Origin of the sequence: Agrobacterium sp. MCAB5, assembly GCF_052114365.1 — a bacterium.
GTDB lineage: Bacteria > Pseudomonadota > Alphaproteobacteria > Rhizobiales > Rhizobiaceae > Agrobacterium > Agrobacterium tumefaciens.
Genome location: NZ_JBFREP010000010.1, coordinates 211377 through 224618 on the forward strand (window position 1 = coordinate 211377; position 13242 = coordinate 224618).

At 57.1% G+C, this 13242-nt stretch carries 15 protein-coding genes; 6 read left to right on the plus strand and 9 right to left on the minus strand.

Features of this window, described 5'->3' with window-relative positions; all coding sequences use genetic code 11:
• Nucleotides 1-140 precede the first annotated feature (140 nt).
• Nucleotides 141-452, plus strand: a complete 312-nt coding sequence (locus AB4Z23_RS21090; protein ID WP_025591458.1) for a hypothetical protein — start codon at nt 141-143, stop codon at nt 450-452.
• Between the two features lie 179 nt (nt 453-631).
• The gene (locus AB4Z23_RS21095; RefSeq protein WP_236736196.1) at nt 632-1021 is read left to right on the plus strand and encodes a hypothetical protein; all 390 of its coding nucleotides are present in this window, start codon (nt 632-634) and stop codon (nt 1019-1021) included.
• A gap of 104 nt (nt 1022-1125) precedes the next feature.
• Here the strand turns inward: AB4Z23_RS21095 and AB4Z23_RS21100 are convergent, their stop codons facing one another.
• The 3 genes from AB4Z23_RS21100 to AB4Z23_RS21110 all read right to left on the minus strand — a co-directional run bounded on the left by AB4Z23_RS21100 (nt 1126) and on the right by AB4Z23_RS21110 (nt 2880).
• Complete coding sequence (locus AB4Z23_RS21100) at nt 1126-1416, minus strand: hypothetical protein (RefSeq protein ID WP_013637399.1); 291 nt, start codon at nt 1414-1416, stop codon at nt 1126-1128.
• A gap of 228 nt (nt 1417-1644) precedes the next feature.
• Nucleotides 1645-2391 carry an SDR family oxidoreductase gene (locus tag AB4Z23_RS21105; RefSeq protein ID WP_025591453.1) on the minus strand — a complete coding sequence of 249 codons (747 nt, stop codon included), beginning with the start codon at nt 2389-2391 and terminating at the stop codon, nt 1645-1647.
• A 54-nt stretch (nt 2392-2445) separates the two neighbouring features.
• The gene (locus AB4Z23_RS21110) at nt 2446-2880 is read right to left on the minus strand and encodes a MarR family winged helix-turn-helix transcriptional regulator (protein ID WP_013637396.1); all 435 of its coding nucleotides are present in this window, start codon (nt 2878-2880) and stop codon (nt 2446-2448) included.
• Nucleotides 2881-3098: 218 nt separating this feature from the next.
• On the opposite strand from AB4Z23_RS21110, the gene AB4Z23_RS21115 reads away from it, so the two are divergent.
• Nucleotides 3099-3503 carry an OsmC family protein gene (locus AB4Z23_RS21115; protein WP_025591451.1) on the plus strand — a complete coding sequence of 135 codons (405 nt, stop codon included), beginning with the start codon at nt 3099-3101 and terminating at the stop codon, nt 3501-3503.
• A 143-nt stretch (nt 3504-3646) separates the two neighbouring features.
• Here the strand turns inward: AB4Z23_RS21115 and AB4Z23_RS21120 are convergent, their stop codons facing one another.
• The 6 genes from AB4Z23_RS21120 to AB4Z23_RS21145 are packed head-to-tail and all read right to left on the minus strand — an operon-like array spanning nt 3647 to nt 9596.
• A complete protein-coding gene (locus AB4Z23_RS21120; protein WP_025591449.1) occupies nt 3647-4309 on the minus strand; it encodes a flavin reductase family protein in 663 nt (220 codons plus the stop codon).
• Nucleotide 4310: 1 nt separating this feature from the next.
• Nucleotides 4311-5735: a M24 family metallopeptidase gene (locus AB4Z23_RS21125; RefSeq protein WP_013637393.1), complete on the minus strand. Its 1425-nt coding sequence runs from the start codon at nt 5733-5735 to the stop codon at nt 4311-4313.
• A 23-nt stretch (nt 5736-5758) separates the two neighbouring features.
• Complete coding sequence (locus AB4Z23_RS21130) at nt 5759-6586, minus strand: ABC transporter permease (RefSeq protein WP_013637392.1); 828 nt, start codon at nt 6584-6586, stop codon at nt 5759-5761.
• Nucleotides 6579-7406: an ABC transporter permease gene (locus tag AB4Z23_RS21135; RefSeq protein WP_065687574.1), complete on the minus strand. Its 828-nt coding sequence runs from the start codon at nt 7404-7406 to the stop codon at nt 6579-6581. Before AB4Z23_RS21135 ends, AB4Z23_RS21130 begins: the two co-directional genes overlap by 8 nt.
• Nucleotides 7407-7416: 10 nt before the next feature.
• Entirely contained in the window at nt 7417-8457 is a 1041-nt protein-coding gene (locus tag AB4Z23_RS21140) for an extracellular solute-binding protein (RefSeq protein WP_013637390.1), read from the minus strand.
• Between the two features lie 23 nt (nt 8458-8480).
• Nucleotides 8481-9596 (minus strand): ABC transporter ATP-binding protein, encoded by a 1116-nt coding sequence (locus AB4Z23_RS21145; protein WP_081308461.1) that lies wholly within the window; start codon nt 9594-9596, stop codon nt 8481-8483.
• Nucleotides 9597-10221: 625 nt separating this feature from the next.
• Between AB4Z23_RS21145 and AB4Z23_RS21150 the strand changes: the two genes are divergently transcribed.
• The 3 genes from AB4Z23_RS21150 (at nt 10222) to AB4Z23_RS21160 (ending at nt 13239) form a co-directional block, all read left to right on the plus strand.
• Entirely contained in the window at nt 10222-11154 is a 933-nt protein-coding gene (locus AB4Z23_RS21150) for an ABC transporter substrate-binding protein (RefSeq protein ID WP_025591445.1), read from the plus strand.
• A 3-nt stretch (nt 11155-11157) separates the two neighbouring features.
• Nucleotides 11158-12030 carry an amino acid ABC transporter permease gene (locus tag AB4Z23_RS21155; RefSeq protein WP_441360725.1) on the plus strand — a complete coding sequence of 291 codons (873 nt, stop codon included), beginning with the start codon at nt 11158-11160 and terminating at the stop codon, nt 12028-12030.
• Nucleotides 12031-12108: 78 nt separating this feature from the next.
• Nucleotides 12109-13239 carry a sugar phosphate isomerase/epimerase family protein gene (locus AB4Z23_RS21160; RefSeq protein ID WP_065687624.1) on the plus strand — a complete coding sequence of 377 codons (1131 nt, stop codon included), beginning with the start codon at nt 12109-12111 and terminating at the stop codon, nt 13237-13239.
• Nucleotides 13240-13242 lie beyond the last annotated feature (3 nt).

Sequence of the window (13242 nt, forward strand, 5' to 3'; positions counted from 1 at the left end):
GGTCCAAAGAGGAAAAGAATGTGGCATGCACTCCGACCGTGGGGGCGAAGAGACCACAATTGCGCAACTGCGTCTGAGCGAGGGAACAAACCGGACGAAATCTCCGTTGCTCGTCATAATTGTTTATTTGGAGGCGTGTCATGAAACTCAAGCTGGCTCTAAGCGTGATTCTCGGCGTTACCTTCACGGCAGCAGTCGCGGAAGCACGTACTCAATGGCATCTTTACGGTACGGTTCCGGTGACGGGTGACTACGTACGTGAGATCGCCTATCGTTCAGCACTCGACAGATGCAGTTTTGAATCTTACCCATCATACCACCCCGTCGGCATTTATGGAGGTGCATATGGCTCTCCCGAAATGCGCAGATGCATGTACCGTATGGGTTTCATCTTGGAAAATGGTGAGCCTCTCGCATACCCCGCGAGGAAGGCAAAGTACCTGCTAAGGTAACAAGACGCCAAAATATGTAAGATTGAAGCGTCTGACAATCACCGTTTCAACCACGATGAACTTGATACGTTTACGGCCCCGGTTCCTCATCAAAGAGGAGCCATTTTGGTTTGCCGAGTGAATCGCGTATTGAAATCCGGCTTCCGAATATCGACTTTCAGGATAACCTGGAGGTCGAAATGATCTACATTGTCATCGCGCTATGCGCGCTCGTCACAACAATCTTTGCTTGCCGGTACTATGCCGCCAAGATTCTGCTTGTCGAACACGATATTGACAAAGCTATCGCACGGAAATTTGAGTCGAGTGGGAAGGCTATTGAGCTCGCGAAACTTCGAGAAGAAAACGCAGTGATGCGAAACCTTTTGCTCGACCTTCTGGAAAACGAAGTGGCTTTTCCGGTGCAGCAGGCAACGGTATCAGTCGACGACTTATTCAGGATGAAAGCAACCAAGATCCAAAGGTATCGCGAGATACTGGCCGAATCCCGGCACGTCTTGCAGCAGCGTGAGGCCAGTCGCGTTTCCGGGCTCTCCAGCTCACTTAAGAGTACCGAGCGCAGGATGTAAGGTTCAACACACACTCAGCGAAAAACCGAGCAACGGGGATGACGGAAAAGCCGACGGCAAGCCTTCTTGCAGCAGAGCGTCTCCTGTCGGCCCTATGCGGTCATCTACCTTGCAGGTGCGCCGTACCAATAAATGAACCTCTGCCAAGTATCTGGAGTAAGCACTCCCTCGTCCAACAACCCCGCATATTTTGCCAGTTTTTTAGCAAGGCCGATGTCGATACCTTCATTTTTCGGCGACTCTTCCATCAGCTTCAACAGCACCGCCTCAAAGGGTAATTCCCATTGCCCATAGTCAAATGTTTCTGCCTCACGCAGGAAATCCGAATCCAGCAATGCTGCTACTTGGCCCAGGAAAATGAGATAGTCTGCTGGGCCTGCATCGTCTTTTTTCATGCGGTTGCCCTGTTGTAGAAGATTGTACTTACGCTCAATGGCAGGATCAGCCTGCAAACGCCACTTTTTAACGCATCGTCGCCACGGCAGCTTCCGGTCCCAAGTTGGACAATGCATCGCCTCAAGCGAATGACCGCAAATGGCGCGATGTGGACGACAGCGTGCGCTCCGTAGAAGACAATGAGATGCGAACCGGTCGGCCCGCATCCAACAATCGCTGAATACGTATCACCAACTCTTTAGCACAAGTTCGCCTGATGGAGCGCAAGCGTAGAACCCTGCTGTAGGTCCATATGCATGCGTCGTTGCAAGAGTGAATGCAGGACGAGCGCCATCTTCAGGCGAATGCCCCGGTCCGTTGCCTGTCATATCGGTCGATGTCAGGCCGGGGTCTACAGCGTTTACTTTGATCCCTTCCCGATCAAGCTCCTTCGCCAGTTTGACAGTCAACATGTTGAGGGCCGTCTTGGAGGCGGAATATCCGCCGAAACCTACCGTCCATGTTTCGCTCCGCATGTCCAGGGCGTCTGTCAGCGAACCCAGTCCGCTGCTCATCATGACGACCCGAGCAGCTTTGGATTTGCGCAACAAATGCAAGAAGGCCTGAGTGACGCGCATCACCCCGAATACGTTTGTATCAAACATCCGCTGCATCTCTTCAATCGACTCCTCGGCAAGCGAAGGCGGCGGGCCGAACATGAGTCCGGCATTATTGACCAAAACGTCCAGATGATCCACTTCGCTCCCTATAGTCTTGGCGGCGTTGGAAACGCTAGCGCCGTCCGTAACATCGAGTTGCACAGCACGAGCATCAATCCCTATGCCGCGTAACTCGCGAGCTGCCATCTCACCCCGTGCAATATTTCGGCACCCCAGCCAGACCATGTGTCCGCCAGCGCCAAGCTGCCGCGCAATGGCGTGGCCGATACCCTTATTTGCCCCGGTAATGAGGGCGGTGAGTGAGGTGTGAGCCATGATGACATCCCTGATCGTTGCGACGGCAGAGACATACTACGAATTTCGTAATATTCAACTCTCGAATTTTGCAATTTTCTGGGTCAGGCGCAGGAATTCCCTCCGGTCAACGGGATCGAGAGCCTGAAGCATTGCTTTGCAAGAGGCGCGATAACCATCAACGTAGCCTTCAACCGCTTGCCGCCCATTGGCTGCTATCGTCAAAGCCACCGACCTGCGGTTAGCCTCCGGCCGCTGTCGCTCAACCATGCCACGACGCACCAGCCGGTCGGCGGAAGATGACATCGTCGTTAGAGCGACCTGAAGGTGCCGGGCAACATCTCCCAAGTTACACTCAGGATGCTCGTCAATGAAAAGGAGTGCTTGGATGTCGAGAGCGTTGAGCGAATGTTGCATGACTGCCGCTGCCTCGGAGACCTTGAAACGACGCGTAAAGCGCTCAAAGGCGAAAGCGAGTTGTTCGATTTGTTCTGGCGTAGGTTCTGTCATCGCCGGTATTAAGCATTTCCGTTATGTGAACGTAAGCAGCAAACGCTAGAATAGTATTGCAAAATTTGCGCGATGTCCGCTGTTGGCGCGCTCTCGCCAAATTGGCCTCCGCCCCGAGCGTCTTCAGACCTTATTTAAAGAACAGGCTCGAAAACACAGTTGACGAGCCCAACGTTTGCCACGACCTTGCAACGCTCAGACATGGACGGAGTTATATGATGGTGCGGTCGGTCATCGAGTTGCGGAACGTCGCCGGCACTGAGGCAGCGATGGGTTGGGCTGGCGGCCATACGGTGGTGATCGATCGGCCGGAAGGCAAGGCCGGGGGATTAGGGCTCGGTTTCAATGGCGGCCAAATGCTCGCTCTAGCAATCGGAGGCTGCTATTGTAATGACCTACGCTATGTCGCCCATGAACGTGGCGTGGAGATCGAACAAATCGCCGTAACAGTGACACTTGACCTAGAAGGTGAACCGCTGGTCGCCACCAAAGCCGTGCTATCTGTAAAGTGCGAGACATCGGACGGCTCCGATCCGAAAGCCTTGATGGATCATGCGTGGTCAGTGTGCACAGTCGCCAACTCCCTCAATCGGGGGATCCCGACGTTAATACAGATCGCATGACTGCTTTTGGTGCATTGCAGCCGTGACACGTAAAAATTGACGCTTTTGATCGCTCCTAGCTCGCGAACGGATCTGTACCGTAACCAAACAAAGTTTAGCTCTTCCAAATCAGATACGCCTCTGATTTTAAAGATTAAGTGACTTCATTCCGCCGCCACCTTCTCATCCGCCTTCCGGCTTTCCCATTCCTGCGGCGTCAGCGTCTCAATATCGAACTGGTCGCGTGTGCGGGTATAAGTGTGCCCACCCATGCGTCCGACCGCATCCATGAGCTGCTGGTCGATATGCAGGTTAGCAGCATTAACCGCATCACTGCGGACGAAGACGCCGACGACTTCGCCGAGGATGATTTCGCGGGCCGGGCCGACCTGAAGCGTGGTGTGGCGGCGGCATTCCAAGGCGGCGGGGGCGGCGAGGATGCGGGGGCTTTTCACCGTCTGGCCGGGTGCCGTGGCAAGACCCGCCTCCTCCATCTCGTCAACTTCGGGCCCGAACTTGATGGCGCAGATTTCCATCTTCTCGACCAGCGCATTGTCGCAGATGTGGACGGTGAATTCTCCTGTCTCACGAATATTGCGGGCGGTGTCCTTAAAGCGCATGTCGGAATAGTTCTCGACGCCGATGGCGACGATGGCCGGATCATGGGTCAGGACATTGAAGAAGCTGAAAGGGCCAGCGTTTGGTATCCCGTCCTTGCTCACCGTGGTTACCAGAGCGATTGGACGTGGAATGACGGTTCCGATCAGAATCTTGTAACGTTCCCGCTCATTGAGCTTAGCGAAATCAAAATGGGTGTGGTCGGTCATATCAGGCCTCGGCAGCGATGCGGTGGGTTTCAAGGGGAGTGTGGCGGGCGAGGTTCTCGAACCCGTCTTTGGTGACGACATACATATCGCCGACATTGCAGCCTGCCGACAACGGCTCAAGCCATTGCGTGTGCAGAACGAACACCATGCCCTCCTCCATCCGGTCATAATTGTGGGATGAGATGTTGAAACTGTTCTGGCCGCCGGCCAAGCCAACCGAGTGACCCAGATTGGGGTTATGCGGACCATGGGTTGCCGGGTAAATGTGCATCAGCGTACGGCCCTGCGCTTCCCAGTCGATATTCTTCACATATTGGCGCGGGATTAGACGGGCGCTGCCATCGTCCATCGGCGCCCAGTTGTAGGGCATGGTGCGGGCTTCGGGCGAGGACAGCATGCCGCGCTCGATCATCGGCTCGAAGGCGGCGTTGTTGACGTCACGCATCAGGGCACCGGGCCGGATCAGCTTTTCGGCTCGTTTAACGCCCTCGGTGCAGGCCGCCAGCACCTCTTCCTGCCGCTTGGTGATGTCGCCAACTGCGATCATACGGGCGGTCTGGGCGGTATAGCCGCGGTAGGTGATGTTGGAAACGTAGAGATTGATGAGATCTCCCGGACGAACGACATGGCCATAAGGCTTTCCGCAATGGGTACCGAACTCGTTGATGCCAATCTGATAGCCATCACCCGTTTCACCACCAAAGGAAAGCTGGGCCTGCGTGAACGCGGCATAGATTTCGTGATCGGTCACACCTGGCTTGGCGACATGATAGGCCGCCTGCGTAGCGATGCTGACGAGCTGGGCTGCCGCTCGGAACATCTCGATCTCGCGCAGGGAGCGCACTTTCTGCATCCGGTCGAGAATAGCATTGTCGGCGACGAACTTTGTCTTTGGCATCAACTCGTCGAGGGCTGCCCAGAAGGTCAGCGAGGTGCGGTCACCGATCCGGCCAATCTGCGCCTTCGACAGTCCCATGCCGGCCAGCAGTTCAACGCATTTCTCAGCCGTCTTGATGACGCTATCACCCGGTCGGTCGGCATATTCGCGACCGATCGGGCCGATCTGCCAGATATCCTCGACGAGAACCGGTTCGCCGCCCGGCGGCAGAAGCACGGATTGAGTGAAGAAGGACAGAAGCGTCAGCGGCTTGTCGGCGTCCGTCGGGATAATCAGCACGCCCTCGCGCATCCAGTCGCAGATGTAACGCAGATATGCGTTCGAGGTATGGAACCAGCCGACCCCACCGGTGTGGACGATCAGCGCATCATGGCCAGCTTCGACAGCCTGGCGGCGAATGCGCCGGAGACGGTCCTCGAACTCTTCGACGGGCAAAGGCAGCGGTGCGACAAAGTCGAAATCCGGCTGGAAATCGGCCAGCAGCGATCCGATGCGGTAGTCGCCTGCCTTGGTGGCGTGTCTATTCATTGGGTATTCCTTCCAGAGTATTTTTATTGGTCAGCTTGCCGTGCCGGCGCCAATACGCGCCTCGCTACCAGCATCACGATGAGTGTGAGTCCGATCAGAATTCCCGACATTGCCGCGACGCGGACATCGAGCGATTCTTCGATCAGTGCGAACATGCGAAGCGGCAGCACGGTCGTCTGCGCATCAGCCAGGAAGAGCGACACAGAGACGTTGTCGAGCGACTGGATGAAAACGAGAAAGGCACCGGCCAGAATGCCGGGCGCCAGCAGCGGCAGGATCACGCGCCTCAGCGTCGTGTACCAGGTCGCGCCCATGACGGTGGAGGCTTCTGCCAGCGACGGATTGATGCCCTGCGCGACGACGGATGCGGCCCGGTACATCAGAGGACCGAACACGACGACATGGCCGATAACGGTGAGCCAGAGCGACGGCTGGAAGCCGACGAAGTTCGCTACGATCAACGCCGCCAGACCATAAACGAGGCTTGGCAGAACGAGTGGGGCCAATAGAAACGGCTCTAGCGCATTGACCGTGCTACGCCTCATACGCGCCATGCCGATGGTGGCAGGGACGGCAAACAGCAGCGATCCGAGCACCGCAAGGCCCGCGATCTTCAGCGAATTGCCGGCTGCGATATGCTCTGTCCCGGAGCGGACGGGATCGAGGAGCGCCTCGTACCAGCGGAGCGAAAAACCCTCGGGCGGATATTTGAGCGTCTGGCCAGCAGTGAAGGACATGGTGATTGCGATGACGATCGGCGCCACCAAGTAGATCAGGCTGAGGCTGCCGAAGCCAAAGACAAATGCCTTGTAGAGGAGGGTCGGAATCGGGTTTTCGCGAGGACTATGCATGGCCGACAAGCCTCCTGTGGCGGGAAATCATGGTCATGGCAACGAGAAGGATGCCGGTCGACAACAGCAGGACAACGGCAATGGCCGAGGCCATCGGCCAGTCGAACAGCGTGCCGACCTCGCGGTAGATGAGCTGCGGCACATACACATTGCGCGCACCACCGATGACAGCCTGGGTGACGAAGGAAGCGCTGGTGCTGGCAAAGACGAGAATCCAGCCCGCCAGCAGCCCCGGCAACATCATCGGCAAGAGAACGGTCACGAGGATCCGCCACGGACCGGCACCCGAGACCTGTGCCGCTTCGGTGAATTGGACTGGCGTGCGGGACAGGATGGCGATCAGCGGCAGAATGATCAGCGGCAAGTCGATCTGGCACATGGCCAAGACGAGGCCGAGTTCGGTGGACATCAGGGTGAACGGGCGCTCCGCAAGTCCGAGCGCCACGAAGGTCTCGCTGATCGGGCCCTGTCGCCCGAGGATGACGATCCAGGCGAAGGTGCGCACCACGTTGCTGGTCAGCATCGGGATTAGGGTCAGAAATATGATGACCTGTCGCGCGGTCTTGCCGCTATGCCAATAGAGAAGTGCAATCGGAATACCGAGCAAGGTGGTGCTGGCAATGGTCTGCAGACCGAGCGTGGCGGTGTTGACCAGAACGCGGTAATTGAACGCATCGCCGAGAAAGCGCGCGTAGTTGTGAAAGGACGGGCCGTCGGGGCTGATGAAGCTGAACCCGACGAGAACGGCGAGCGGCGTCGCAAAGAACGCCACCGATAGCGCAAGCATCGGGAGAACGTATGGGAAGCCGCTCGCTTTCATTTTATGACCCTCAACCGGCGACAAGAGCGTCGAACTGGCGGATCCATTCCGCACGGTTTTTGTTGATCGCCGCCCAGTCCGGATAGACCAGAGACGCAAGCTGTTCGCGCTTCACATAGGCCTCGATGCCTGGCGTCAGTTCGACCTCCCTGTTGGTCGGGAACATCTCGGTCGGCGGCATCTTCAGCTTGTCCTGCGCTGCCTTGGAGATCGCGGCATCCATATAGGCGTAAGCCGCGTCCGGGTTCTTGGCGCCCTTGGTCAGGTGGATGTTGACCGGAGCTGCCGGAGAGCCTGTTTCGGGCTGGACGAACTCAGCCCTCAGGCCCAATGCCTTCAGCTTCGCGACATTGCCGGTTGAGCACATGAAGACAGCGATCTCGCCCTGCTGGAATAGTGTCATCTGGTGGTTGGTGCTGGCGACAACACCTTTCAGATGCTCCGGATGTTCCTTGAACAGCTTGAAAACGGCATCCATGTCGGTCGGGCCTGAGCCGAAGATCTTGGCGATCTGGGAATAGGCCATTACGCCGGTATTGGAGGCAAAGCCCGTCCACGAGACGAGGCCCTCGTAGGCCGGGTTTTCGAACAGGTCGCGATAGCCCTTCGGTGCGGGCACCAGATCCGGGTTATAGGCGATCCCGTTGACTTCAACGGTCACGGTCGGGCCGTACTCGCCCTGAAACGCCGGATCGAGCAGGCTCCAGTTCTTCAGCTTCGACGGATCGATCTTTTCGATCAGGTCATTCTCGATAGCGACCGCCATCTGGCCGGGCGACATCAGCAGTGTGTCGTAAGGCGGGTTACCGGGGCTTGCCATGACCTTGGCAAGCTGATCCTGCGCCATAGCTGGCGCAACCGTCAGGTCGAAACCTGCTTCCTTAACAAGTGGCGTCAGTACGGTGCGATAGCCGTCTTCCCAGCTGCCGGGAAAGGTCGCGGCAACGGCTGTGCCACCAGCGGCACGAGCAGCGAAGGGGGCGGAGACCGCTACAGCCGCACCGGCAGCAAGCAATCCGAAATGACGTCGTGTGATGTTAAAGTCCTTCATCTGTTCACCTCTATTGTTGTTGTTCATTCACTGGATGGTTCCGGTTCGCTCGGAAAGGCGTGACACCTGGTGGTGTCAATCTCGACAAAGAGCTGAGCTCCCGACTCGGGAATGAAGGTGGAAGGTCCGCGGACCTGCGAAGCGCGCAGGCCCATGCCCTCCTCGAGAAGAAGATCATGGACGAGCGTCGGCCCAAGGGGGACGGACACGGTCAGCCGTGCCGGCAACGAAAAGCCACGGGGGGCCGTCGACAGACGGACGTCTTCGGGACGGAAAGTGATGGTGACCTTGGAGCCGATCGTAAAATTCAGGCGACGCGGCAGAACGAGTGGTTTGCCATTTGCAAGCGCAATCGTCGTTGCCTCGGCATCCAAGCCCTGCACCGTGCCATGCAGCAGATTGGCCTGACCGATGAAGGTGTTGACGAACAGCGTCTTCGGCCGGTCATAAACGGCCATCGGCGTGTCGATCTGCTCGATATTACCCTTGTTCATCAGCACCAGACGCCCGGCAAGGCTCTGCGCCTCTTCCTGATCATGGGTGACGATCAGCGTCGTGATACCGAGCGTCTTCTGCAAATGCAGGAGTTCGACCTGCAAGTCGAAACGAAGCGCCCGGTCAAGAGCACCGAAGGGTTCGTCCAGCAGCAGAAGCGAGGGCCTCCCGGCAATGGCGCGGGCAACGGCCACACGCTGCTGCTGACCTCCGGAGAGTTCACGCGGCAGGCGGTTGCCGTAGTTCTTCAACTGTACGAGCGAGAGCATTTCCTCCACCCGTTCCCTGCGCTCAGCCCACGGCACGTGCTGGCAGGCCAGCGGATAGGCGATGTTCTCGGCCACGGTCAGATGCGGAAAAAGGGCGTAGTTCTGGAACACCATGCCAATGCCACGGGACCTTGCGGACACATTGGCGAGATCCTGGCCACCGAGTTGAATGGCACCGCTCTTTGGTTGGATCAGCCCGGCGATGGCCCGCAGGACGGTGGACTTGCCGCAGCCGCTTGGCCCCAGAAGCGCGACGATCTCGCCGGCCTCGACCTCGAACGTGATGTCGCTGATCGCGTTCTGCCCACCATAGCTGTGGGTCACACCCCGGACGCTGAGCTGCTTGCCCTCTCCTGACTTCGACGCCTCTGCCATGAACATCCCCTTCGGTTGCGCCGTAACGTCAAAGCGCTTAGCGCCTGGCGGCATCAAGCAGAGATGCGGTCGTTCGACGATGTTAAGTTTAGTGTGGGTCATAGCAAGGGAGTTGCAAGCGGTGTGCCAGTTTGCGATTTCGAACCGAAAAAATATCTAAACCACGGAAATTACAAACTTATATCAGGTTTCTATCGTTTCGAACATTCTGCATAATGTTCAACGTTAATTTCTTGCGAATATAAAAAATGTGCAATATTCGTGGGTGAAGATCATATATTGAGCAGCATTCCCGACTTGGATTGGGATCTATTGGCGATTGTTTCTGGTTAAATCGCCGCATATCACGATCCCCAAAAATTGAAATTCAGAGAAATATCAAGCCAAAGCAAAAACTTAGACGATCAATCGTCAATTCACAAACCGTGACTGATGCGAGAGCTGATTCTTTAATCAGTTAGCTTTCGCAAATTCATGCGAATGTTTTCGTTGAGAAGTGGAAATTTGCCGGGTCGGAAAAATACTCGTTTAAAAACAGTCCCCTAAGAAGTTCCGATCAGAATGGCACGCCGATTGCATCGCTGCCCCTGTGAATTCACTCCGATAAAAATCAAAAGGGGATCGCATGCGCAGCTTCACGAAAAGTCTCAAAAACGGCCTTACCGGTATCGCGTTCGCGCTGCTGGCCACATCGGTCCATGCCGCAGAAGGTCCCGCCATCAAGATGGTGCCGGATGCAGACATCGCCAAACTGCCGGGCATCGCGTTTAACCAGACACTGGCGGACCGCCTGCCCACTGCCATCAAGGACAAGAAGATCCTGAAGGTGGCGACGGACCTGACGCCGCCGATCAGCTTCCAGGCGGAGGATGGAAAGCTGATCGGGATCGATGCCGATATCGCCGCAGCACTGGGTGTCATTCTCGGCATTGATGTTCAGATGACCAATGTCGGCGCAGGTGCTGCAATCGTACCCGCCGTCCTCTCCAAGCGTTTCGACATGACCATTTCCGGCATCAACGATGATGTGGAGCTGGAAAAGCAGGTCGATGTCATCGACTACATGTTTGACGCCACGACAATCATGACCATCAAGGGCAACCCGCTCGGCATCAAGAGTATGGAAGACCTCTGCGGCAAGAATGTTGCCGTGCCGGTCGGCACGTTCCAGGCGCGTTTGGTGGAAACGGCATCGGCCAAATGCACGACACCGATGAACATCATGTCCATCCCGAAAATGCCCGACGTCCTTCAGGCCGTGCGCACCGGCCGCGCCGACGCGACTGTCAATGGCTATGCGACCAGCGTCTACACGACCGAAAACCAGACCGGCAAGGGCGTCGGCCTGCAGGCACTCCCAGACGTCCGCCTCGCCGTCGGCTACCTCGGCATGCTGGTATCGAGAGACAATCTGGATTTGCGAGATACGGTGATCGCCTCGCTTCAGCACATGGTCGATAGCGGTGCCTACAAAGCGATCATGGAGAAATGGGGCCTTGGTCCGCTTGCCGTGAAGACCGTGAAGTTCAACGACGCCGCCAGCATGCCGGTGAATTGAGCCATGTCCCTTTTTGCTCAACCCGTCAGCATGGCCATCGCACCTCCGCTCGGCAAGCCGGTGCGGTGGGGGCAGATCACCACAGGTACCAGCGCGATCGTCGCGCTGGCACTCGTCATCCTCACAGTCGCACGAAACCAGACTGTTCAATGGGGCGAAATTCCCCGTTATATGGTCGATCCAGTCGTCATCGACGGCGTAGTTCTGACCCTGCAACTGACGGCGGGCGCCATGGTGTTCGGCACCGCGTTCGGCTGCATCGTCGCTGTCATGGCCACAAGCCAGAACATCGTTTTGAAAGCGATTGCCGTTGCCTTCGTCTGGTGGTTTCGCGGCGTGCCGCTGATCGTCCAGATCTTCTTCTGGTTCAACATCGCGCTGTTTATTCCGATGGTGGGCATCGGCACCTATTCCATATCGATCAACAACCTCGTCACCCCTGCCCTCGCCGGGTTTCTGGCGCTTGGCTTGCACGAAGCGGCCAATATGAGCGAGATCATTCGCGGCGGATTGACCGCCGTCGATCGCGGTCAGCGTGAGGCAGCCTCTTCGCTTGGCTTGCAACCCCTTCAAACGCTTCGGACCGTGGTTCTGCCTCAAGCGATCCGCCTCATTGTCCCGCCGACCGGAAACCAGGCGATTGGTATGCTGAAAGCCAGCGCCATCGTTTCCGTCATCGGCATGGAAGACCTGCTGACCCAAGCGCAGGCCATCTACGCGCGCAACTTCCTTGTCATCGAACTGCTGTGCGTTGCCTCGCTCTGGTACCTGCTCATCACCACCGTCGCATCAGTCGGCCAGCATTTTCTGGAAAAGCACCTCGCGCCAAAAGGTCGAGATGCCCGTGCGCAGAAAGATACCCGACGCCGCGCCTGAAGCGCCGCCACCTCAACCACCAATCAAACGGAAATGCCATTGCAGCAAATCCAATCAGGAAACATCAAGGAGCAGATCATGAAGCTAGGCATTGACGGACAAAAACTGCCAGAAGCCAGAAAGCGCGGCCCTCTCAAAAGCCTCGAACACGTCAAGGAACTCGGTCTCGGCGGCATCTTCTTCAGCACGGTGCTCGACATGAGCGAGACACTGGACAACGGCGAACTGGCCGATATCAGGGTAAAGGCTGATGAGCTTGGCCTTTACCTCGAAGCGGGCGTCGGTAAGATCAACCCCTATTGCAGCGCAGAGGCTCCGGAGTTTCGCGCGATCGGCAGTGGCGACGTCATCCTCGGTTTTACCCGAATGATCGAAGCGAGTGCGGCCATCGGCTGCCGCGAACTCTGGGTGTCGCCGGGCAATTTCAAGTCGGAATATCGCGGACGGCTGGCCAATGACCGCTTTCGCACCGATGTGACCTGGGATGAGCAGTTGCTGGGCATCGAAAAGGTCCTACTGAAGCTCGCGCCGGTTGCGCGCGCAAACGGCGTTCATCTCAATATGGAAACCCATGACGAGATCACCTCTTTCGAAATCCTCCGGCTGATCGAAAGGGTTGGCGAAGATTGCATGGGTGTCGTGTTCGACACGGCAAACGGCCTGCAACGCGCCGAGCACCCCGTTTTTGCCGCAAAACGGGTAGCTCCCTATGTGCGCCAAACCCACATCAAGGATGCCTATGTCGGTCATGCCACGGGCGGCCTCGATTTCCAGACCCGCCCCGTCGGTCGCGGCATTGTCGATTTCGCCACGATCATCCCTATCCTTGCCAAAGCCAATCCCGACTTGAACCTCTCCCTGGAGGTCGCGGCCTCCGTCGAGGACAAGCCACGCAAGGCCAATCCCCGCCAATGCATCGAGATCGATGACCCAATTTGGCGTGCCGGCCATCCAGACCTGACGGCAGAGGAACTCGAAGCCTATCTCGGATTGGTGGACGCATTTGAAAAACGTGTGGCCAGCGGAGAAATACCGGACTGGGAGACCTATGAGGCGAGCCAGTATGGCTATCCGTCCTATGAGCACCAGTCCTATGGCTTCAACGAAGCGCTGACCTTCGTCAAGGCTTCTGCACGGCACATTGAAGATATCTGTACACAGAACGGAATTTCGCTCTCGATACTTTCCACGAAGCAGCGAGCCGCCTGACAT

What these genes read in the sequence shown, in the direction of transcription:
- AB4Z23_RS21090 (WP_025591458.1), top strand. Translation starts at nt 141, where the DNA reads ATGAAACTCAAGCTGGCTCTAAGCGTGATTCTCGGCGTTACCTTCACG.
- AB4Z23_RS21095 (WP_236736196.1), top strand. Translation starts at nt 632, where the DNA reads ATGATCTACATTGTCATCGCGCTATGCGCGCTCGTCACAACAATCTTT.
- AB4Z23_RS21100 (WP_013637399.1), bottom strand. Translation starts at nt 1,416, where the DNA reads ATGAAAAAAGACGATGCAGGCCCAGCAGACTATCTCATTTTCCTGGGC.
- AB4Z23_RS21105 (WP_025591453.1), bottom strand. Translation starts at nt 2,391, where the DNA reads ATGGCTCACACCTCACTCACCGCCCTCATTACCGGGGCAAATAAGGGT.
- AB4Z23_RS21110 (WP_013637396.1), bottom strand. Translation starts at nt 2,880, where the DNA reads ATGACAGAACCTACGCCAGAACAAATCGAACAACTCGCTTTCGCCTTT.
- AB4Z23_RS21115 (WP_025591451.1), top strand. Translation starts at nt 3,099, where the DNA reads ATGGTGCGGTCGGTCATCGAGTTGCGGAACGTCGCCGGCACTGAGGCA.
- AB4Z23_RS21120 (WP_025591449.1), bottom strand. Translation starts at nt 4,309, where the DNA reads ATGACCGACCACACCCATTTTGATTTCGCTAAGCTCAATGAGCGGGAA.
- AB4Z23_RS21125 (WP_013637393.1), bottom strand. Translation starts at nt 5,735, where the DNA reads ATGAATAGACACGCCACCAAGGCAGGCGACTACCGCATCGGATCGCTG.
- AB4Z23_RS21130 (WP_013637392.1), bottom strand. Translation starts at nt 6,586, where the DNA reads ATGCATAGTCCTCGCGAAAACCCGATTCCGACCCTCCTCTACAAGGCA.
- AB4Z23_RS21135 (WP_065687574.1), bottom strand. Translation starts at nt 7,406, where the DNA reads ATGAAAGCGAGCGGCTTCCCATACGTTCTCCCGATGCTTGCGCTATCG.
- AB4Z23_RS21140 (WP_013637390.1), bottom strand. Translation starts at nt 8,457, where the DNA reads ATGAAGGACTTTAACATCACACGACGTCATTTCGGATTGCTTGCTGCC.
- AB4Z23_RS21145 (WP_081308461.1), bottom strand. Translation starts at nt 9,596, where the DNA reads ATGGCAGAGGCGTCGAAGTCAGGAGAGGGCAAGCAGCTCAGCGTCCGG.
- AB4Z23_RS21150 (WP_025591445.1), top strand. Translation starts at nt 10,222, where the DNA reads ATGCGCAGCTTCACGAAAAGTCTCAAAAACGGCCTTACCGGTATCGCG.
- AB4Z23_RS21155 (WP_441360725.1), top strand. Translation starts at nt 11,158, where the DNA reads ATGTCCCTTTTTGCTCAACCCGTCAGCATGGCCATCGCACCTCCGCTC.
- AB4Z23_RS21160 (WP_065687624.1), top strand. Translation starts at nt 12,109, where the DNA reads ATGAAGCTAGGCATTGACGGACAAAAACTGCCAGAAGCCAGAAAGCGC.